This is a genomic window from Peribacillus aracenensis (assembly GCF_025175645.1).
Taxonomy (GTDB): domain Bacteria; phylum Bacillota; class Bacilli; order Bacillales; family DSM-1321; genus Peribacillus; species Peribacillus aracenensis.
Genome location: NZ_JANZMJ010000004.1, coordinates 148283 through 168858, shown reverse-complemented (window position 1 = coordinate 168858; position 20576 = coordinate 148283). Strand labels below are relative to the sequence as shown.

At 37.5% G+C, this 20576-nt stretch carries 20 protein-coding genes and 1 other RNA gene; 12 read left to right on the top strand and 9 right to left on the bottom strand.

Annotation, left to right across the window (positions count from 1 at the left end; translation table 11 throughout):
- Positions 1-6: 6 nt before the first annotated feature.
- Complete coding sequence (locus N0M92_RS06515) at positions 7-276, bottom strand: hypothetical protein (protein WP_260284979.1); 270 nt, start codon at positions 274-276, stop codon at positions 7-9.
- 171 nt (positions 277-447) lie between these two features.
- On the opposite strand from N0M92_RS06515, the gene N0M92_RS06510 reads away from it, so the two are divergent.
- Entirely contained in the window at positions 448-882 is a 435-nt protein-coding gene (locus N0M92_RS06510) for a YkvA family protein (RefSeq protein WP_260285068.1), read from the top strand.
- A gap of 521 nt (positions 883-1403) precedes the next feature.
- Positions 1404-1640, top strand: coding sequence for a hypothetical protein (locus N0M92_RS06505; protein WP_260284978.1), 237 nt, complete (start codon positions 1404-1406; stop codon positions 1638-1640).
- Between the two features lie 89 nt (positions 1641-1729).
- Here the strand turns inward: N0M92_RS06505 and N0M92_RS06500 are convergent, their stop codons facing one another.
- Together N0M92_RS06500 and N0M92_RS06495 are read right to left on the bottom strand one after the other, a co-directional pair.
- The gene (locus tag N0M92_RS06500) at positions 1730-1876 is read right to left on the bottom strand and encodes a helix-turn-helix domain-containing protein (RefSeq protein WP_397443817.1); all 147 of its coding nucleotides are present in this window, start codon (positions 1874-1876) and stop codon (positions 1730-1732) included.
- A 329-nt stretch (positions 1877-2205) separates the two neighbouring features.
- Positions 2206-3267, bottom strand: a complete 1062-nt coding sequence (locus N0M92_RS06495) for a DUF3900 domain-containing protein (RefSeq protein ID WP_260284977.1) — start codon at positions 3265-3267, stop codon at positions 2206-2208.
- Between the two features lie 296 nt (positions 3268-3563).
- On the opposite strand from N0M92_RS06495, the gene N0M92_RS29315 reads away from it, so the two are divergent.
- On the top strand, positions 3564-4862 hold the full coding sequence (locus N0M92_RS29315) for a globin-coupled sensor protein (RefSeq protein ID WP_311202520.1): 1299 nt from the start codon (positions 3564-3566) through the stop codon (positions 4860-4862).
- 320 nt (positions 4863-5182) lie between these two features.
- On the opposite strand, the gene tatA is transcribed toward N0M92_RS29315, so the two are convergent.
- Positions 5183-5389 (bottom strand): twin-arginine translocase TatA/TatE family subunit, encoded by a 207-nt coding sequence (gene tatA / locus N0M92_RS06480; protein WP_260284976.1) that lies wholly within the window; start codon positions 5387-5389, stop codon positions 5183-5185.
- A 365-nt stretch (positions 5390-5754) separates the two neighbouring features.
- On the opposite strand from tatA, the gene ssrS reads away from it, so the two are divergent.
- The 4 genes from ssrS to N0M92_RS06460 all read left to right on the top strand — a co-directional run bounded on the left by ssrS (position 5755) and on the right by N0M92_RS06460 (position 9671).
- Positions 5755-5942: non-coding RNA, 6S RNA (gene ssrS, locus N0M92_RS06475), on the top strand.
- Positions 5943-6233: 291 nt separating this feature from the next.
- Complete coding sequence (locus N0M92_RS06470) at positions 6234-7601, top strand: MFS transporter (RefSeq protein WP_260284974.1); 1368 nt, start codon at positions 6234-6236, stop codon at positions 7599-7601.
- A 296-nt stretch (positions 7602-7897) separates the two neighbouring features.
- The gene (locus tag N0M92_RS06465; protein ID WP_260284973.1) at positions 7898-8086 is read left to right on the top strand and encodes a hypothetical protein; all 189 of its coding nucleotides are present in this window, start codon (positions 7898-7900) and stop codon (positions 8084-8086) included.
- A 241-nt stretch (positions 8087-8327) separates the two neighbouring features.
- Positions 8328-9671, top strand: coding sequence for an MFS transporter (locus N0M92_RS06460; RefSeq protein ID WP_260284972.1), 1344 nt, complete (start codon positions 8328-8330; stop codon positions 9669-9671).
- A 106-nt stretch (positions 9672-9777) separates the two neighbouring features.
- On the opposite strand, the gene N0M92_RS06455 is transcribed toward N0M92_RS06460, so the two are convergent.
- A complete protein-coding gene (locus N0M92_RS06455; protein WP_192204725.1) occupies positions 9778-10104 on the bottom strand; it encodes a YnfA family protein in 327 nt (108 codons plus the stop codon).
- Between the two features lie 626 nt (positions 10105-10730).
- Between N0M92_RS06455 and N0M92_RS06450 the strand changes: the two genes are divergently transcribed.
- Entirely contained in the window at positions 10731-11678 is a 948-nt protein-coding gene (locus N0M92_RS06450) for a DMT family transporter (protein ID WP_260284971.1), read from the top strand.
- A gap of 300 nt (positions 11679-11978) precedes the next feature.
- On the opposite strand, the gene N0M92_RS06445 is transcribed toward N0M92_RS06450, so the two are convergent.
- The gene (locus tag N0M92_RS06445) at positions 11979-13064 is read right to left on the bottom strand and encodes an MBL fold metallo-hydrolase (RefSeq protein WP_260284970.1); all 1086 of its coding nucleotides are present in this window, start codon (positions 13062-13064) and stop codon (positions 11979-11981) included.
- 316 nt (positions 13065-13380) lie between these two features.
- Here N0M92_RS06445 and N0M92_RS06440 point away from each other — a divergent pair, with 316 nt between their 5' ends.
- Complete coding sequence (locus N0M92_RS06440) at positions 13381-14124, top strand: type II toxin-antitoxin system SpoIISA family toxin (protein WP_260285065.1); 744 nt, start codon at positions 13381-13383, stop codon at positions 14122-14124.
- Complete coding sequence (locus N0M92_RS06435; RefSeq protein WP_076369116.1) at positions 14125-14304, top strand: hypothetical protein; 180 nt, start codon at positions 14125-14127, stop codon at positions 14302-14304.
- 279 nt (positions 14305-14583) lie between these two features.
- Here N0M92_RS06435 and N0M92_RS06430 read toward each other — a convergent pair whose 3' ends face one another.
- Positions 14584-15543, bottom strand: a complete 960-nt coding sequence (locus tag N0M92_RS06430) for a sensor domain-containing diguanylate cyclase (protein WP_260284969.1) — start codon at positions 15541-15543, stop codon at positions 14584-14586.
- 524 nt (positions 15544-16067) lie between these two features.
- On the opposite strand from N0M92_RS06430, the gene N0M92_RS06425 reads away from it, so the two are divergent.
- Positions 16068-18638: a helicase-related protein gene (locus tag N0M92_RS06425; protein ID WP_260284968.1), complete on the top strand. Its 2571-nt coding sequence runs from the start codon at positions 16068-16070 to the stop codon at positions 18636-18638.
- A 61-nt stretch (positions 18639-18699) separates the two neighbouring features.
- Here the strand turns inward: N0M92_RS06425 and N0M92_RS06420 are convergent, their stop codons facing one another.
- Positions 18700-18909 carry a YqaE/Pmp3 family membrane protein gene (locus N0M92_RS06420; protein WP_260285064.1) on the bottom strand — a complete coding sequence of 70 codons (210 nt, stop codon included), beginning with the start codon at positions 18907-18909 and terminating at the stop codon, positions 18700-18702.
- 572 nt (positions 18910-19481) lie between these two features.
- Between N0M92_RS06420 and N0M92_RS06415 the strand changes: the two genes are divergently transcribed.
- On the top strand, positions 19482-20153 hold the full coding sequence (locus N0M92_RS06415) for a hypothetical protein (RefSeq protein ID WP_260284967.1): 672 nt from the start codon (positions 19482-19484) through the stop codon (positions 20151-20153).
- 105 nt (positions 20154-20258) lie between these two features.
- Here the strand turns inward: N0M92_RS06415 and N0M92_RS06410 are convergent, their stop codons facing one another.
- On the bottom strand, positions 20259-20570 hold the full coding sequence (locus tag N0M92_RS06410) for a hypothetical protein (RefSeq protein ID WP_192204734.1): 312 nt from the start codon (positions 20568-20570) through the stop codon (positions 20259-20261).
- Positions 20571-20576 lie beyond the last annotated feature (6 nt).

Sequence of the window (20576 nt, the reverse complement as noted above, 5' to 3'; positions counted from 1 at the left end):
AAGCACTTAACCTAAATGGTCGAGTGCTTTTTGAGTCTTATTTAATACTTCTTTATTCTTATTAATGAAAACTTTATTTCTTAATATCATTTCTTTATTATTAAGCTCATCATTCAGTCCGGTAGTATTCTCCAGTTTCTCTAGAAGTGAGACTATTGATGGCATTGTTAATAATTCATGGAAAGCTATGTTTGTTTTAGTGGATAAGATTTTTAGCTCAGTAAGTTGACGAGGAGATAAAAAAGACTCAAATGATTGCCTTTCATTTATTTCCATGATTGTACCCTCCATATGATGATGAATTATTAAATTGTAATTTAATTATAAAATATATAAGTTCAAGAAATATATTAATTATGTAAAGATTTGATGTATTGCAGAAGGTTGGATGAAATTAGGGTATATTTCCTGTTAATATGGTAAAATATCGATGGTGAATAGGGGGAGATTATAATAGATACAACTAAATACTCAGATGATTTTTCTGAAGATTCATTTTGGAAGAAGATTAAAAAATTCGGCAAAAAAGCAGGGGTTAAAGTTGTTTATGTAGCTTTGCTATTGTTTTACACACTTCAAAAGCCAACTACTCCTGTTTGGGCAAAAACAGTAATTGTTGGTGCATTGGGATATTTCATACTTCCTATTGATTTAATTCCTGACCTAGTCCCAGGTGGATATACTGATGATTTTTCAGGGTTATTTGGGGCATTGATTACTGTTTCAATGTTTATCGATGAGGAAGTTAAGCTAAATGCAAAAGAAAGAATTGGGATTTGGTTTGGTGAAAGTGCAATTTCTGATACAGATTCAGTTGATGATAAATTAAATAAGAAAACTGATAGTGATGAGCAAGATAAAGATGAAGATAAGGATAAATAAATTCAAAAAAAGCACTTAACCAATATAGGGAAAGTGCTTTTTTAATTTGTGAGAATTAGATAAAATAATGCCCTACTTTTCTGTACGAACACCTTTAAATTTATCACCTGAAGTCTTTTGATCCATGGACATTCTTTAAAAAAAGAAGCCAAAGAATCCAAAAACCAAAAAAAATGCTGTACCATATAAATTAAATGAGGGCTCAAACAAAGCGAGCTTTATTAATGATCATACTTACAATAAGCATAAATATGATTCTAAGAAAAAATCATCAGCTACGGCTACTCAATATGGAAAAGATGTTGTTGTGAAAAAATTAAGAGAAGATACAACGGCCAACTGATAATAAGTGGACAACTAGGACAAATCTGGTCAAGTTCAGGTCACTATGCTAAGAGCTATGATTCTAATGTAAGCACTAAGGATACATCAACAAAAAACCATAGGGTTGTAATTAACAAAACTAAATCAACTAGGAGTACTCAATATCCCTTATCCTTTAAAAACTAGGAGTGAAGAAAATGAAAATAAAAAAAAGCCAAAAGTTCGTACAGTTAGACGTAAGGAATTGGGATAATACAGAGTTAGTAGAAAGTTTATCTGAGATTTGCGGGACTAGTAAAGAGTATGAAAATGATGAAGTAGAGGTTCATCAGGTTGTGGATTTAGGAAAACTTAAAAACGAGTGGAGGTATTTAATCATTTTAAATATTTCACAAGACTTGGATAACCTTGGTTCTCCAATAGATCACTATTAGGTTTGAATGGAATTAATTATAGCTTAAAACCACCAGACATTTAAGATTGGTGGTTTTCTTTTTTTACGTGGGTAATTATTTCTTCGATTTCACATTTGTAAAAGGTCACAAATATCATCAAGTACCTTCATAAATACATTTTCATCTTTTCCAATCTTGGTAAGGGTAGAAGAAGAAATTTTAAGTTGTTTTTGTAAATCAATCTTACTCATTTTTCTCTTGTGCAGTATTGACATTAACGGTGCATAACTAAACAAACAATCAACCAACTCCTTTAGAAATATTCTATATAACTTTAACAAAGTGTAACATGAGGTAAGAATTTTTTAGAGAGTCTAAGATGGATTTTTAGTCTCTCTAAACTAACATATCATGTTGCGCTGAAGAAATAACTTCACTATTTTAACACAAGAAAAAACTACTAATTGTTAGTTAGCAGTTGTGGTCAAATTTAGAGAAAATAATGGCGGTTTGAGAGTTTGAATTTTTGTATGAATATTGGTCACAAATTCGACTGAAACCCTTGATGTTAAGCAATGGTTGAATGATTTATGGGTCACTATGATCAACTTTTATTTATGATTTTTTCAATTAGAATTTGCAAATCATCCGGCCTATGAAATTCAATCGGTGAAACGCCTTTATCGAACTCGATCGTATTGGATTCTATCATCAATACATACTTCCCATTAATCTTCCCTAAATGGATGCTGTCGCCGAAATCGGCCAGTAGTCCTTTGATGGATGTACTGCCTAGCTTCATGCATAATTCGGCTTCAGGTGTATGCTCGACAATCTGGGCTGTGGCTTCGACGACCTGATGGGTTTCAAGACGTTCCTGGATTTCCCGCTTTTCACTCGTTTCCCAGATTTCCAGGTCTTGCTCAAATTTCTGCAGTTCGTCACTGTTATCTTCGAATTGGGCGGATACATGTTCATGGACCATATGGATAACCTGGTTTTTCATGATCTCCGGCATCGACTCGCCATATTCGACGAATTTCAAGAAGTCCTCGAAGTAGCGGGCATGTGAGGCCTGGTGGATTTTCAGTTCGCCTTCTTCGACCATACCTTCTTCGGGCATGTAGGGGTATTGAATGGATTTCATATTTTTAGTGGTGATTGCCATCTCAACGTGCCTAATCAAGGTCCGTTCATCCGAAATGGAAGCAACTTTAGGCTCGAAATCACATTTTAATAAGAATACGAATGGTTCATCAAGATATTTCGATAATTTAGCCGAAGCAATTATGAAGACACCGCCACGGACGGCACTTGTATCAATATAGGACCGCGTGAATTGTTCATTTTCCTCTTGGAATTCCTCTTTCGTTTTGGCATAGCGAACACGGTTAAATACATTGTAATTAGGGTTGGAATCAAGTGCATGTCCTTCTTCGACAATAAAAGAACCGATTTTCGTCGGTATTTGTTCAGTTTTTGGATGACGGTCCACTTTTCGCTTGGAAATCTTCATCAATTCCCCATCCAAAAAATCCTTTAAAGGACTTTCCTCGTATTCTTGGGTATCAAGTGTTTGGAAATGTTTAAAACGCTTATCAGCCTGATCGCCTTTTCCTTCAACTTGGATTAGATAAAAAGATAGATAGGTAATTGTAAAATCCATGTATGTCACCTTCTTCAATTAGTAAGCATAATTCCCATACTTTTTTTAAGACTTAATAAGTATAGTGATGTACTTTGATTCCGTCAAACGATTGGTGCACGAATGGTCAGAATAATATTGATTGAATTATTTCATAATCTTCTCTGAGGCACTCCTTGGAGTGTTTTTTTTGTTTGGACATAAATAGTTCATAAGTCTTGTGTGAATGAGGAAAATTTATCAAAGTGAATTAAGATTAACAGACTTTATGTCGAAATAGTATATATGGATAGAAAAAATTGGAGGATAATTCAATCATGAAAAGTATATGGAGAAGTAGACAAAAGATAGATTCGATAGACTATATGCAATATAAAGCACAAGTCGGTATCAATATCAGCGAATATCCGAGTGTATTGAATCAAGTGGACATGATTCATTTGACGATCGGGGATTTGTGCATAATTCGTTCTTTACAGGAAAAAGTGAAAGAACACTTGACCCAAATAGTAGGGAATTTTTATAAAAATCTAGAAAATGAACCCTCTTTAATGAAAATCATTTCGGACAATAGTTCTGTTGAGAGATTGAAAAAAACACTGCATCGCCATATGTTCGAAATGTTTAGCGGTACCATTGATGATGCGTATGTTAAACAGCGTTATATTATCGCACAAGTACATGTGCAAATTGGACTGCAGCCAAAATGGTATATGAGTGCATTTCAGGATTTATTGCAATCATTAATCATTCATGTGATTTCCGATATAAATAATATTGAGCAATATCAAGAAAACATTCTGGCTGTCACTAAAATTTTTAATTTAGAGCAGCAAATAGTTTTAGAGGCATATGAACTTGAAAATGAAAAGATTCGCCAAAAAAACTTAGCAGAAAAAGAAACGATTAAACTACAGGTCAATCATAATGCAGAGGAATTGGCAGCAATCAGCCAAGAGACTAGTTCAGCCACTCAATTAATGGCAAATAAGGTAGGCGAAATTCATGATTTCACTCAAAAAGGGTCAGAGATTGCCATACATGCAGAGGGAAAATCAAATGAGGGAGTCGAACGGTTACAAGGATTAGAGAGAAGATTGGTAAAAACCCAAGAGCAAATGACGATCATCTCCAAAGATATGGAACAGCTATCCAATACGTCAAAGGAAATTGAACGAATTGTCACGATCATCACTTCAATTGCAGAGCAAACGAATTTGTTGGCGTTGAACGCAGCGATTGAAGCGGCAAGAGCAGGTGAAAATGGTAAAGGATTTGCGGTTGTGGCTGGTGAGGTTAGGAAGCTTTCAGAAAATACCAAGGAATCAGTTTCGGAAGTAGTGAAACTGGTTAATGGAATTGCTCATTTTACCGATGTCATGAACACGTCAATTACCATGGTTAGCGGTGAAATTACTAAAGGCACGAAACAAGGAAAAGAAACTGGCATATTTTTTACTGAAATAGCAAACTCCATGCTTTCTGTTAAAGAGCAGAATATTAAGATCACAAAGGAAATGACAGAGCTGAATGGTATATTCGATAATATTAATGAAGCGTTCAATCAGGTGGCCGTTTCCTCGGATCAATTGACTCAATTAACGATGAACTTGTAATGAAGTGTAACGATTTTGTTGGATGGAACACCTTGTCGGGGCCATTCATATTTTAATAAACAACTCGATAGAATATTATAAAAAGCCCTAAAGCGGTTTATAGAATAAGAAACATGAAGGAAATAAAACAATTCCAGGGTGCCGGTAACAGGCTGCTCAATAAATCACTTGATATAAAATAAGTTTAATGTTATATTAATAAAGCGATGAGCTAATTTGTGTAAGTCGTAGAACATGCTTTTAGCTAAACGTCGGGATGTGGCCTGACGGTTCTGCGCCACAAACGCATCAAAGACGCCTGCTGCGTGCAGGCGTCTTTTTCATTTGATCGATTCTTTTTTTGCAGTTTGTACATCTTCCTTGAATTCCTCTTGTATTTCTTCTGTTATTCCTTTGGTTGCATCCTTAAACTCCCTTAGTGAGGTACCCACTGCCCGACCAATTTGAGGCAGCTTGTTCGGTCCAAAAACAATTAAAGCTAAAAGAAGGATTAAAATCAAACCGGGAAAACCAATGTTTGAAAGCATAACTAGTCACTCCAATCAAGTTTGTTAGTTAATATTATAGACTCCTTCCATGTATTTGCAAATATTATTTAGGATATACTATAAAGTTCAGCATCCAATGATCTTCGCAAGACAAACACTTTCAATTCCTTCCTTATTTTATCTTGCACATTCTATTTGAAAATATTAATTACCCAAGGGTGCTATTCCTTAAAAAGATATCAACGAAAGTCGGGGACAGTTTGAGAAATTAGAGTGCAGCCATTAATTTTGCCGTTTAGGCATGACTAATTTGGCTCCGCCTGCTTAATGTGTAACAAGAAATTTTTTTGTTGTCTTGGAATAATTAAACTTGCAAGATTGAAGATATTTCGGTATTATAACTATACAAGCTGCGTTGTTCGTAATGATAATTAAGTTTTAACCTTTAAGCTGTAATAGGGAGTTTTATATCGAGACAGGAATGTTATGCCTCGTCACCGACTTGGACAACAGGATTGTTTCTGCAAACACCCACTTTGAGGAGTGGTGGTTTAAAACTTTCTTACTTGAATACGGCAATTGCGGCTTACTACTTTTATAATTAGAAACCAGTTCCGATAAGGGACTGGTTTTTTGTTGTTTTTACTTATTTTCGGAACTTTGTATAAAACGATAGCATCAGAAAACATTTTAAGATATTTATGAAAAATATATGAAACTTTTTATTGAAATATCAGATAATTAGCACTTATAATAATAATAAATAGATAACTCAGTTCACTATTTGTATAAAATGATGGTGAGTCGATATTTTTTTTAAGGGTTACGTAAGCGCTATCATTTGGATGGAAGTACTGGAGTCATTTGGAGAGGAGAAAATTTTATGGCTAAAATTAATACGACTGAGGTAATTAGCAACAGTAAGTTCAATCGCTTTCATTTTGGATTGCTGGCATGGTGTTTTATCATTATCCTTTTTGATGGCTATGACCTCGTCGTTTACGGTACGGTTGTCCCGGTATTGACGGAGGAGTGGAACCTTACTTCCGTGGAAGCGGGGGCCATGGGGAGCTATGGACTATTTGGAATGATGTTCGGGGCCATTTTCTTTGGTACATTAGCAGATCGGATTGGCAGAAAAAATGTAATCGCTATTTCACTGATTTTATTTAGTTTATTTACACTACTATGTGGATTTGCGAACACGCCTACCATGTTTTCGACTTTCCGATTTTTAGCCGGATTAGGGCTAGGGGGAATCATGCCGAACGTCATTGCCTTATTGACGGATTATGCACCGAAAACGATGCGGAGCATGGTCGTTTCAATCGTTTTGTGCGGTTACTCATTCGGAGGGATGCTTGCCCCGATACTAGGTATCTTGCTTATGCCTTCCCTAGGCTGGGAATCAATATTCTGGTTTGCAGGAATACCATTGTTATTTTTACCCTCCATGATGAAGCGTTTACCAGAGGCTTCGACGCATCTGATCAGAATTGGCAAAAAAGAAGAATTGATCAGGGTATTATCCAAGATCAGTCCGGAGAGTAAATTCGGCATCAAGGATGAAATTGTGGAAGTGAAAAAAACAGATGCGAATATGCCGATTGTTGGATTATTCAAGGATTCCCGTGCATTAAGCACACTGATGTTCTGGATTGCCTTTTTCATGTGCCTATTGATGGTATATGGATTGAATACATGGTTACCAAAGTTAATGATCGAGGCAGGCTATGCGCTGAATTCAAGCTTAGGCTTCTTGATCGTTCTTCAAGGGGGCGCTATCGTAGGCACACTTATCATCGCTAAACTTTGTGATCGCTATGGATCCAAGAAAATGCTTGTGCCGTTGTATGCGCTTGGGGCAGTCAGTTTGACCCTATTGGGAATGGGCGGAAGCTCCTTTGTGATTTACACTTTGGTAGCGGTTGCAGGAGCCTGTACCATTGGTGCCCAAAATCTTGTACAAGCCTATGTTTCCCAGTACTATCCACCCAATATTAGATCTACTGCATTAGGGGTTGCATCTGGAATCGGAAGGATCGGCGGTATGCTCGGACCAATCCTCGGCGGATTCCTATTATCCATCTCGCTGCCCATCCAATTGAATTTCATCGCCTTCGCTATTCCGGGTCTCATTGCCGCGGTTGCGTTATCATTCGTTCCAGCGAAAATGGCTTATTATAAACATGATCATCTGGAACCAGCTGAAGAAATGGTGGTAGAGTCCAATAAAATGAACGTCTTGTAAAATTAAATGCATGAAATGCAGTGCAGGGATACCTCCGCAGTCATTTCATGCATATTTGTATTGTCCTATTTTGACGAAGTAATGGTTCTAAATGAAAATTAATAAGAATAAGCGGGAAGATTTCTGGATGGCTTGGCCTATTCTTGAGAAAAGTTGCTTAAATGTTCATAATTTCGCAAATCGAGTCACACTTAAGGTTAAGAATAAATGTTAGAATGATGGTACGGATAATTAATTCCTCCTTAAAATGGAGCGAACTAGAAAAAATAATCTCATCTTTTGTGAGGAGTCTTACTTTGAAAATTTTAAAACATGTAATTTTTTGGTTAAGCATTATAGGGACATTATTCTCTATGATTTATTTCTTTGTAGCGGACATTCCGTTATATGTTAAATTATTTGGCGGAGCCATCATCCTTTATCTTGGATATGATCTAATTACAGAATCAAGGAAAAGAAAGCGTAAAGAAGCCTTGGACGCTTAATCCTATACTCTACTCGTTAAAAGCCCTCATTAATAAGAGGGCTTTTTTGTTGATCAATTTGGCTAATTGACTTTGGATATTGACAATATTCTAAAAAATTAGTTAATATATAGTGAACTTAGTTCTATATATGTATAAATTTATTGATAACAACATTATCAGTTGCCCTTAAATGTGAGTTCAACCAAAAAAGAGGGACATCCTTAAAGCTATGTCAAAAAAGCAGAAAGAGGGGAAGGAAATGCGCACGATCCAAGTGCCTGAAATGATTGATGAACAAAAATTTAACCGCTTTCATTTGCAGATTTTATTAAGTTGTATCTTTATCATCATCTGTGATGGGTATGATATGTTCATGCTTGGTACGATTTTGCCATCTTTGATGGCGGAGTGGAGGATAACTGCTGTAGAGGCAGGGTTATTCAGCAGCTATGCATTGTTTGGAATGATGATAGGAGCGTTGGTCTTTGGACCGCTGGCTGATAAATTCGGCAGAAAGAAAGTCATTTTGATTTGTACGGTCATTTTTTCCGTATTTACATTTACATCAGGTTTTGCCGATGAGCCAATTTCTTTTGGGTTACAACGTTTCATTGCAGGACTAGGCTTGGGAGGAGTCATGCCGAATCTAATTGCAATCATTACTGAATATGCTCCTAAAAAACTTAGAAGCACCCTGGTCGCGATCATGTTCAGCGGGCACGCTCTAGGGGGAGTTGTCGCATCAATGGGAGCGATGTATCTGATTCCGAACTTTGGTTGGCGGGCAGTGGTTTGGCTCGGGGCACTCCCATTAATCTTCATGCCCATATTATATAAATTGTTGCCAGAGTCGATAAATTATTTAATGACAAAAAACAAAAAAAGCAAATTGGTGAATGTCCTGAATCAAGTGAATCTAGGCGGGCAATACACCATGAATGATAATTATGTCCTTCAGGAGCAACTCAAAAGTGAAATGAAAGGGTTTCCAGTTAAACAGTTATTCAAAAAAGGGAGGACTTTAAGTACCCTCATGTTCTGGATTGCCTTTTTCATGTGTTTGTTCGTAATGTATGGCTTGAGTACATGGCTTCCAAAAATCATGGGAGGAGCAGGATATGAATTAGGTTCAAGCCTGACATTTTTAGTCGTATTGAACCTTGGAGCAGTTTTTGGAGCAATTGTTGGAGGGAAGCTTGCAGACAGATATGGTTCCAAGAGGATTCTGGTAACCTTTTTGGTCATTGGATTCATTACCCTCACGATGCTGAGTTTCAAGCCAAGCATGATTATGCTTTATATACTGATTGCCACTGCAGGAGGTACGACAACAGGCACACAAATCGTAACGAATGCATATGTATCCCAGTATTATCCGAATGAAATCCGTTCTACAGGAGTCGGCTGGGCATTGGGCATCGGCAGAATTGGCGGAATACTCGCTCCTACTTTCTGCGGGATCCTGCTTGATATGAAGTTGTCATTACAAGTCAATTTTTTAGCTTTTGCCATACCTTGCATCATTGCAGCAGCGGCGATATGGTTCATTCAGGATAATTTCAGCAACATGACTGCAATCAGGCAGGAAAAGAAATTGATATAAGGTACACCAATGCTGAATCACTGTATTAAAATCAGATGAAGATCCTCCAAACAATAAGTGGAGAATTTGGTAATAGAAATTAAAGGGCCTTATGCCCTTTAATTTCTTAGTGTCTAGGACCCCATATAATGACTGAAACCCCGACCAAACAGATTACAGCGCCAATCCAATCATATAAATCAGGGGTTTTCTTATCGATGCCCCATCCCCATAAAACCGATAAAACAATGAAAACCCCGCCATATGCAGCATAGACCCGTCCAAAGGTTGGGAACGTTTGGAAAGTTGCAATGATGCCGTATAGCACCAATCCGAAACCTCCGGCTAAACCTAGGTAAATAGATTTACCTTCTCTTAACCAGAGCCAAATCAGGTAACCGCCACCAATTTCCGCAAGGCCAGCCATAATGAAAATTAAAGTAGTAACTACCATATATATACCTCGCTTCCTCGTTGAAATTTTATCATATATGAATTGTAAATGATCATACTTCAACAAAGTTCTAACTAAATGAAAGTTACTGGAGGCAACATCTTGTTTCTTCATTAATGGGAAATAGGTATGAGGGTGTGTTACTTATTCAATTAGTATGTATTTGAAAAGAAAACAGAAACCTCACACCACTTTTGAAGAACCGATCGCCTACAAAAGCATTGAAGTAGAAGAAACCTATCCAAATAACTCTGTCATTGTCAATTAATAATTATATTTTCTTACAATATGAGCTTTCAGATTTAATTCAACCATACATTATTGTAAATAGGCTTTATTTTGCAACACAAAATGCATTTATAATCCTTATTATAATTTCAAGCTATATGAAAATTGGAGTATTGTTCCTCATGATAAACAGGTATCCATCTGTGTTCTTACAAATTAAAACAACAAAAAAGCTAATAAAAATATCAACAACACATTGTTGTCTTTTTACATTTCAAATACGTAAAATATCCCTAAAAAGACCAGGATTTTTTTAACTCTAACTTGGATTGCAAAACAGATGCAAAGGGTACTATACCTAAATACGAATATAGTAATCTAGTTGAGGAGTTGCAGTTATGAAATCCCGAACATTTGCATACATGTTAGCGCTATTTCATTCAAGTATTGTCGGCCTATCTTTCTTATTTACGAAAATGGCGATTGCAGAATCGAATCCGCTTGATACTTTGGCGTTCCGATTCACGGTTTCTTTCGTCATCATTTTACTCCTGGTTGCCGTTAAAGTCATTAAGGTGAACTATTCCTGGGAGTCGGTTAAAAATCTGATCCCGCTATCCTTGTTGTTCCCAACTCTTTTCTTTGCCTTTCAAACTTTTGGACTTAAGTATTCGCAATCCACCGATGCTGGAATTCTGTCTGCCGTCACCCCAATTCTAACATTGATGATAGCTGGATATTTCCTGAAGGAGAAAACTTCTTTATTTCAAAAGCTTTCGATTCTTTTGTCGGTAGTCGGGGTCATTTTTATTTTTGTGATGAAGGGGAGCACCATCGATTTTTCGGACATGCTTGGGATGCTATTGATCTTGCTATCCTGTATTGCAACGGCCTGTTACACTACGATGACCCGTTCACTTGCCAAGGACTATACGCCAGGTGAAATGTCCTTCTTCATGATGGGAACAGGCTTTGTCATATTTAACGTGGCTGCGCTCTTCACCCACTTAAAACAAGGAACGATGGCGGAATTCTTTACACCATGGTCGAGCATGGAATTCATCAGTTCCATTTTGTATTTGGGAATATTGGCTTCATTGGTCACTTCATTATTATCCAATACGATTTTAACAAAAATCAAAGCGTCCCAAATGAGTGTGTTTGCTAACCTTTCCACAGTTGTCACGATAACGGCAGGAGCTCTCATTCTAAATGAAAAGATTACCATCTACGATATTTTGGGGTCGATACTAATCATTTTAGGTGTAATAGGCACGAATTATTTTGGTGTGAAGAAAGAGCATTCAATAAAAGTGAAACTGGAATATAATGAAGGGAAAATGTGAATGAAAATGGTCCGTCCCAATTAGGGATGGACCATTCAGACTGTAGACAAACAGAAAATCGGGTTGTCTACAGTTTTTTTATGACTTGTACAATTTAGTCGTTGATTTCCGCACAAGAACATGCGCTTTTCTAAGCAGGAGTCTCGCACATCCGCTCCGATCAACTTAGGTATAACATTTAGATTGAAACGATATCTGAGGAGTTGAAGATATTGCTTTGGGTCAGTTGGTTCGGGAACAACATTTGATGAAAGAAACGTTTTCCGACCCCCTTTTCTAAACAAACTAAATGGTCCATTATCATTTCCACCAACTTGTTTGTGGGAAGTCTGTTGAACCAATCACTACTGGTTCGCCTATTTGTGGTGTGCAAACCTGGACCCCATAATCATTGCCTGCTTTTGTTACCCGTTCTATCGGATCTGTCCAGTCATGGAAAGACAAGGTGAACCCAGCCCAATGAATGGGGATCATCCGTTTTCCTTGTACATCGATGTGTGCTTGAACGGTTTCTTCAGGAACCATATGGATGGTTGACCAACGTTCATCATATTGTCCGCATTCCATTAAAGTTATATCAAAAGGTCCGTATTTTTCGCCGATTTCTTTAAAATGGCTGCCATATCCACTATCCCCGCTGAAAAATACCTTTTCTTGTTTTCCATTAATTATCCAGGAACTCCAGAGTGTGGTATTGCCATCACGTAAACTTCTACCAGAAAAATGCCGTGCAGGCGTACAAACAAATTGCAAATCCTTGAATGAAACTTCATCCCACCAATTAAGTTCCTGAATCAGTTCTTGTTTAACGCCCCATCTTTCAAGATGACCACCGACACCTAGTGGGACAATGAACTGACTGACCTTATCTTTTAATTTCTTTATTGAGTAATAATCCAAGTGATCATAGTGATCATGTGAGAGGAGGACGGCATCGATAGGAGGCAGTATATCCAAATCGATAGGGAGATCACCGCTAAAGCGCTTGTTCCCAAACCAAGGAAAGGGAGTGGGCGCTTTGCCAAACATGGGATCCACTAAAATGGTTTTCCCATCTAACTCCAACATGAATGCAGAATGCCCAAACCAGGTGATTTTATTGGACTTCACAGATGCAGGTTGTTTTGTTCCCATTACGATGGGACGGTCTGGCCTCCTTTTTGGATTAGGTTTAATGAAATCACGTAAAATGGAACCAGTATGTTTAAGACTCATCGCTTGACTGGCAGGAATCTGATTTTGAAATTTTCCCTTGATAAAATTCTCTTTTGTAGTGAAACTTCTCACTTTTTCTTTGTTTGTCCGTCTCCCAAGTGGAGGATAGAGGTTTAGGAATAGTAACAATATTATAAAAGAAGAAATGAGAATCTTAATAATTTTCAACATGATAGCTTCCTCCCGTATTAATCAGACCTTTTATTAAAACATATCATATCACAAAATTTATAGGGTTATTTACTATGATGTCCCACTAAAAATATGATTAAGATAAACCATTCCTAGACAAGGGCAATGGACGGTGAAACATATGATCCATTAACTGTAAACCCACATTGGAAGGGAGTGTTTTTTCTCAAGTCTTCTGACAAGTGTTTAAGTTTCACCCATCTTAGGCAGGGAATAGAGGTATATATAATGAATAATATAGAGAGCGGTATAAGGAATGTAGCAGACGAAGGGTAGGGTGATAAATCGATTGTTAATGTTTTTCAGGGTCTTTGTATGGGTAGTATTTATTGCTTTATTAGCCTATGTCATTCTTTCTTGGAAATATAAAGACAAGGTAAGTAAAAGGATTGAAGCGATTCGAAAAACCTGGTATATCATTTTTATACTGGGTGCATTGATTTATTGGAATTTCTATCCGATGAGCATTTTTAATGAGTGGAAAAATTTCTTGATTATGGCTATCGTATTCATCCTAGTCGATATGTTTGTGTTCTTGAGCATGTATATATCCAAGATTGGCGATAACGAGCTATCCTATGCAACAAAAGCCGTTGCGGAAAGTGACAAACTTTTAACGGATAATAGGGAAAAGGTCAAGAATATGTTTCATCTCCTAAAAAAGGAAGGAATACCTGAGTATTATCAAACGAATAAGGAATATTTGGCTTATTTGAGCATTCTCCTGCAAGCATATGCGGCAAAGGAAGGGATGAACGTGAAAATCCTTCCTTTCAAGACGGAACAGGACAAGCAATTGGTGATAAATGGGCATACGAACTTGAATGGCAGTACCATTCGTGCTACATTGGAAAGAGAAGATACGTATTATAATGATGAAGAAAAAATGGCTTTGCAGCCTGTTAGTATTTTGATGGAACCTTATATCCTTGACGTTAAATCGGAAAGCTTCGTTTCAGAAGTCGATTGTTTATTAATAGCATTATTAATCATGATGTTCGATATGGTCATAAAACAAAAACCAGGTGGTGAAGGATAAATGAGCATATATGATAAAGCGGGCAATGACGTGTCAGTTGCCGTAATCAAACCACAGGTGAAAATACCCGATGTAGGTTTAAGCCCCCATACTAAAAAAGTGATGAAACAAAACGAACGCATTATTCTGAAACAAAAAGAAAAAGCTGCACGCTTCAGCCGATTAAAAAATGTTTTATAAGAAAGGAAGGGGGTTTTTCCTTTCCTTATGATATTTCATGGAGAACCCGCATATACTATTCAAAATCAAAGAATAGGAAGGGTCTTTCAGATTATGAACAAAAAACCCGAGAGAGTTAACATCCCAGTCCCCTCCGCTTCACCGTCCGAGAAACGGATACATAAGGGAAATGCTGAGTTGCTCAAGCTTTTACAAAAGCTGAAAACTAAACGTTGGATTTTTTTAAGGTAAAAGAAAACCAGTCTCCAAGGAGAACTGGTTTTTTGATTTTCCAGATGATCACTGCTGGTGGAAGTATTGAATTTTCTTACGTCCAGACTCTTTAGCCAAATACATGGAACGGTCCGCTTTTTTTAAAAGTGACTCCATTTCCGTACCATTATGAGGATAAAAACTTATCCCTATGCTAGCTGATACAAAATGATCATTTCCATTAATGTGAATGGGCATGGTGGATAAATGCTTCAGTAATAATTCAGCGTTTTGCTGAGTGTTTTTCATTAAATCTTCACAATGCGATGGATGTAATAATACAATGAATTCATCACCTCCGATTCGGGCCACATGACTGCCTTCGGGAACGGTTTGCAAAAAGCATTCCGCTGCCTTTTTGATAACGCCGTCACCAGCATCATGGCCAAAAGAATCATTGAAAAATTTAAAATGATCAAGATCGATGTAAAGAAGGGCCATTTCATCGTTTGTTTTATCTTTATGATATTCGAAATAATTTTTTATGAAGTGCCGATTATATAGACCTGACAAAGGATCCCTGATAATCCCTTTTTCAAGAAGTATGGTATGACTAATCAAAGCTGCCAAAGACTTAATGAGTATCAGATCATATTCTTTAAAAACATGGGGTTTAATGTCAAATGCACATAATGTCCCAATGGTTTCACCCTCATTTATTAGAGGGACTCCCATAAAACACCCATTCCCTATAAACTCCGTTGCGGGATGGCCACTAGTCAATTCATGTTCCCTCAAATTCGGGATAACGAGAGGTTCCAAACCATTCTCAACAACTAATTTGCAATAAACCATATTATAAGGAAGGATGTCACCTGCACAAATCAACTCTGCATTTCTATTGAAGGATTTGATCATAAAACTCTGGATGGGATTCAATATAGAAAGGAAGAATGTGTTGACCTCAATGGTTTGGGCTAATAGTGCTAATACTTCTTTAGCGATAGAATCGAAATTTTTATAATAGTTGATATCTTGCTGAATCATTCTCAGGCTCCTCTTTTATCTATAGTCTTTTTAGTTTTCCGGATGTTATTTTCATATTGAACGACAAAGACACAAAAGCGGAATCTGAATACCGTGACAGTAGTCCGGATTTCCACTAAACTCAATTAAGGGGTTGGATTCGTTTTAACCATGAATCATGTAAACGAAAAAGTTAAAAAATTGACCTTTACTTTATTTTCGGCATTTTTTTACTATCATTAAATTTTCTTTCACCGGATTATCAACCAGCTAAATTTCTGTATACACCTCATGATCCATAATCCTAAGGCAATGATCAGTCTATTTATCATGCATTATACTGTAAATGAAATGGGAAGAGTACCTTTGATGTGCATGCTTGGTATGTTTTTCTATTTTGCCCTGGAGCGTTCGAATGTAAAGCAATTTGTGAGGGTACATGAATTTTGATAAAACGGATGTATCGCGCTCATTTATAAAAAAAATTTGGGGAGGATAAAAGCAAGCAATAAAGTACATATTGGATAATTCAAAAGGGGATCATTATGGGAAAATTAGAAAGTATATATCCTATTGCTATAGAGAATACAAAGGAAAAAATAATCCAGGATATGGATTTTTATTTAGAAAATCAAGAGACGATGCCTTCTTATTCAGCTTATATATCAGACAGGACGACTTTTGTTGAGCAAATTTGGATAAATGTTTGGCTAAATAAAGCATCTAACGATGTGCCAAGAAAGGAAAAAAAGGCGTTTTTAAGCGAAAGGGGATTTGTAACGGAAGGTTCAGATCATAAACTGATCAATAGCATGTTCCGGAACGAATTAAAGAAGTATCGCCCGTTTGATGGCTTAACGTGGATTAAAAAAACCTTTGCTGATAATCAAGAAGATTGGGAGAAGAGATATAAAAATGCAAGGGAAAAATTCTTTAGGCGTCAAGAAGAACAGCGGCTTGCCAAGCAGCGCTGGAAGATACGCGCAAGACTGCAAGAAGAGGCCAATGGCTTTTTTGAAAGTAACTCACTTTTTTTATATTTACATGTCAGGTATTATATCGCTGGAATTTTGGCAAAAGATCTTAAGAATAAGCCTAAATTTCAATATGTCGATCCATACTTGCTTGAAGAACAGTTGGTTGAAGAGGGAGGCTTTCAAGCTGCCGAATACCTAATGGTCACTGATTTTTTTGAAGAACTGACAGGCGATATTCACTCATTGATCGGTTGGGGAAGGAACCGTTATGAATATGAAAATTACTTCTACAGGTATGAAAGATTAGTTTCGGATTTCATAATGGAATTAGCCCCTGGAAAATACTTGCAACATCTATCTGCTGCACTGCATCATGATTTTTTTGAGTCATATGGGGAAAGGCTGACGGTGGATGCCCTTAAGGGTATACTAAGCGATGAATTGGCTGATTTGTCTCAGTCCTGTTTCGATGAACTTCAGGAAGAATACCTTTCTGATTTACTGAAGCTTGAAGGAATTCCTTTTAATGAAACATTGCACGAAGAAATATACGAAAAAGACGTGGAGAACAGGGAGAGAAGAAAAGCTGAAGTATTGGCAGAGCAAGCCAAGAGGCTGGCAGAAGAGCAAAGGATGATCGATGACATCATCGGTAAGGCCTATACTCCATCATTAGGAAAAAAAGTAAGATATGTTTTGCATATCGGAGAAACCAATACCGGGAAGACGCATAAGGCCCTGGAGAAAATGAAAGAAGCGGAAAGCGGTTTGTATCTAGCTCCCCTAAGACTGTTGGCCCTTGAGGTATTTGATAAATTAAATGCGGATGGTGTACCCTGTTCATTAAAAACCGGTGAAGAAGAAAAGGCAGTTGAGGGAGCTAAACATGTCTCCAGCACCGTTGAAATGTTTCATGAGAAAGACTACCATGAAGTAATCGTCATAGATGAGGCCCAAATGATTGCCGATAAAGATCGAGGTTTTTCATGGTTCAGGGCAATCACGCAAGCAAATGCGAAAGAAGTACACATTATCGGGAGTAATAATATCAAAATGATGCTTATGAACCTTCTGAATGAAGCTGATTTAGAACTCCACGAATACAGACGGGAAATACCGCTTGAGGTAGAACAAAGGGAGTTTGGACTGAAGTATACAAAAAAAGGGGATGCCCTCATTTGTTTTTCGAGAAGGCAGGTACTGGAAACCGCGTCCCGGTTAAAAGAGAGCGGACATAATGTCAGCATGATATACGGCAGTATGCCTCCTGAAAATAGAAAACGGCAAATAGAGTTATTCAATCGTGGTGAAACATCAGTTGTCGTTGCCACCGATGCGATTGGTATGGGATTGAACTTGCCAATACGCCGCATCGTCTTTCTTGAAAATGAAAAATTCGACGGGACACGGAGAAGAAGATTGACTTCTCAAGAAATCAAACAAATCGCAGGTCGAGCGGGTAGAAAAGGAATTTATGACACGGGAAAGGTAGCATTTACAGCAGAGATCAAAATCATGAATAAGTTGCTGGAACAAGTAGATGAACCAGTTCAAACCTTCACTATCGCCCCAACCTCTGCTGTGTTTGAACGTTTTCAAAAATATTACCGGAACCTAGGGACATTTTTCGAAATGTGGGAGAGGTTTGAGCCTCCTAAAGGCACGAAAAAGGCATCTCTATCGGAAGAAAGGGAGCTTTACGAACTTATAAGGGATACTGAAATCGAAGCGCGTTTCTCTTTAATGGATTTATATGGTTTCCTGCATATTCCTTTTTCGGCAAAAGAACCAAGTTTGATCAGACAGTGGCTGGAAACGGTCGAAGCGATTGCCGAGAACAGTGACCTTCCTGAACCGATCATCAAGACTAGAAATCTGGAGGAATTGGAGCTATCTTATAAAGCGATAGGTCTTCATTTACTATTTTTATATCGGATGGGTAAGCGAACGGAAGCCGTTTATTGGGAGCGTATCCGTGAAGAAATCAGTGATGGCGTTCATGATCAGTTAAAAGACGAAATGTTGAATTATCAAAAAAAATGCAAGCGCTGTGGAAAAAGGCTTCCGGATGACTCGCGTTTTCATATATGTGATTCTTGTTATCATAAAGGACTTAGAAAGACGCACAGATACAATTAACCGAATTGTTTTGATAGTAATAACCCGAATGCCGCATTCGGGTTATTAGCAGTTGTATAAATCACTTTGTCGTTTGTTTCGATTTAGCTATAAGTGCTGCTTGCAGCTTCATTCGTTTATCAGCTTTCTTATCATGCACCACTAAGATTGCATGAATTAAACCAGGGACATAGAAAAATAGTGTGAGTACCAGATTAATCACTGCCTGGATGGGTTTACCGGCTAATAATACGGCTAATGGAGGGAAAAGAATCGCAATTAAATAAAGAATGGTGAACACTCCCCAATATATTGATTTTTATCTGACGATTACGGTTTACTTTTTTCTTTTGGCTGTTTTCGCATAATTTGTTGCTATTTACCAAGTGAAGCGGTGTGGTTGATTTTCCCTACAGATGCTCGCTTTCCGCGGGGCGGGAGGTAAGCCTCCTCGGCGTAAACGCCTGTGGTCTCACGTGTCCCGCTGCTCCCGCAGGAGTCTCGCACTGCGCTCCAATTAACCTTAAATCGTTTAGATTTTAAAAACAACAATCTTTACGAAAAAAGCCTTTCTTTTTAATGATTTTTTTATTCTAAAACAAATGCATTACTTGAGTCGAGAAGTAATTAGGTTACTGAAGTTCCATTTTCCTGATGTTGTCTCTTGCTAGCGCCTTGATAAATATATGCTCAAGAGCCGGATTCATACCAACTGAGCATTCTGATACTAAAAAGCAGTCTTTTGACTCCCGATGATGTCAGGAGGACTATGGCTAATCATCGTTTTTGCTTATTGCGGTCAGTGTAACGCCGGTTTCTTGTGTTAGAATAATCAGAATACTATCTGTGGAAAGCGGGAGATTCATGAAAAAAAAGATAGGCTGTTTGCATGCACACCAAACAAATATAGAATACATAGAAACCGCATTCTCGAACTTCGATATTGAATGGCTTCATTTTGTAGATCCGGGATTGTTGCAACGGGTGCCAACGGATAAAAATTTTAAGCATTCGGATGCTAAAAAAAGGGTTATACAACAAGTAGAATGGATTGCCGAATGTAAAGTGGATGCCATTCTGATAACCTGTACAAATTACATCGCTATTTTAAACGAAGAGCAGCTATCCTTACCCATGCCTATCATTAAAATTGATGAACCATATTTTGAGCAAATTTGCCAATTGCAGCAACCGCAGATGATATTATTCACGAACCCTGCCACTGTTGAAGGAACAGTCAAACGTTTAAATGCCCATGCTGAAAAATATGGGGCTGTGGATTTTGAAGTCATCATCATCGACAATGCCTTTGAATTCATTATGCAGGGATTGGGAGAGAGGTATAACGAGAAAATTTTGAACTTCCTATACCAGTTTAATAACGAAAATAGACCACTGTCGGTGGCTCAACTATCAATGGTCGAAGCAGCAAAGAGATATGAACTTGAGACAGGAATGACAGTTTTAAATCCATTGAATGCATTAGTTGATTCCATGATCGTTCAACTAGAACTACGTTTATTGAGTGGTCTTTGAATCAAATGATTTCCACATGAATGGAATGATTTTTCTTTGTATATGGTAGAAAATAAAAAAAATCCTTGCATGATCTGGTTAAATCCCAGTGCAGGGATTTTTTTATTATTCCTTTGTGCGGATTTGTTCACGGATGTTTTCAAGTTCTTCAAGGGATAGGGCTGTCAGGGAATTTTTTATTTCTTCTTCGACCCGTTTTCGATCAAGCTCCCTATATTCACTCCACCAATCCCGCAGCCCTTCGGTGTTTTCGAGAAGATACTCTATATCAATTTCTTCTTGCTCATCATCTGATAAATATCGCATGACCGCACCTAATAATCGATTGAGTTTGGCTACTTCACTTTCCTTATCAGGTGAAGCGGGGGTATCTTTCACTTCTAAATCATCTTTAGCCGGAACATTACGAGGTGTCATAATATC

Coding starts and splice junctions, on each gene's coding strand:
- N0M92_RS06500 (WP_397443817.1), bottom strand. CDS start 1,876: ATGTCAATACTGCACAAGAGAAAAATGAGTAAGATTGATTTACAAAAA.
- N0M92_RS06460 (WP_260284972.1), top strand. CDS start 8,328: ATGCGCACGATCCAAGTGCCTGAAATGATTGATGAACAAAAATTTAAC.
- N0M92_RS06470 (WP_260284974.1), top strand. CDS start 6,234: ATGGCTAAAATTAATACGACTGAGGTAATTAGCAACAGTAAGTTCAAT.
- N0M92_RS06455 (WP_192204725.1), bottom strand. CDS start 10,104: ATGGTAGTTACTACTTTAATTTTCATTATGGCTGGCCTTGCGGAAATT.
- N0M92_RS06445 (WP_260284970.1), bottom strand. CDS start 13,064: ATGTTGAAAATTATTAAGATTCTCATTTCTTCTTTTATAATATTGTTA.
- N0M92_RS06505 (WP_260284978.1), top strand. CDS start 1,404: ATGAAAATAAAAAAAAGCCAAAAGTTCGTACAGTTAGACGTAAGGAAT.
- tatA (WP_260284976.1), bottom strand. CDS start 5,389: ATGCTTTCAAACATTGGTTTTCCCGGTTTGATTTTAATCCTTCTTTTA.
- N0M92_RS06440 (WP_260285065.1), top strand. CDS start 13,381: ATGTTTTTCAGGGTCTTTGTATGGGTAGTATTTATTGCTTTATTAGCC.
- N0M92_RS06450 (WP_260284971.1), top strand. CDS start 10,731: ATGAAATCCCGAACATTTGCATACATGTTAGCGCTATTTCATTCAAGT.
- N0M92_RS06515 (WP_260284979.1), bottom strand. CDS start 276: ATGGAAATAAATGAAAGGCAATCATTTGAGTCTTTTTTATCTCCTCGT.
- N0M92_RS06435 (WP_076369116.1), top strand. CDS start 14,125: ATGAGCATATATGATAAAGCGGGCAATGACGTGTCAGTTGCCGTAATC.
- N0M92_RS29315 (WP_311202520.1), top strand. CDS start 3,564: ATGAAAAGTATATGGAGAAGTAGACAAAAGATAGATTCGATAGACTAT.
- N0M92_RS06415 (WP_260284967.1), top strand. CDS start 19,482: ATGAAAAAAAAGATAGGCTGTTTGCATGCACACCAAACAAATATAGAA.
- N0M92_RS06495 (WP_260284977.1), bottom strand. CDS start 3,267: ATGGATTTTACAATTACCTATCTATCTTTTTATCTAATCCAAGTTGAA.
- N0M92_RS06410 (WP_192204734.1), bottom strand. CDS start 20,570: ATGACACCTCGTAATGTTCCGGCTAAAGATGATTTAGAAGTGAAAGAT.
- N0M92_RS06425 (WP_260284968.1), top strand. CDS start 16,068: ATGGGAAAATTAGAAAGTATATATCCTATTGCTATAGAGAATACAAAG.
- N0M92_RS06430 (WP_260284969.1), bottom strand. CDS start 15,543: ATGATTCAGCAAGATATCAACTATTATAAAAATTTCGATTCTATCGCT.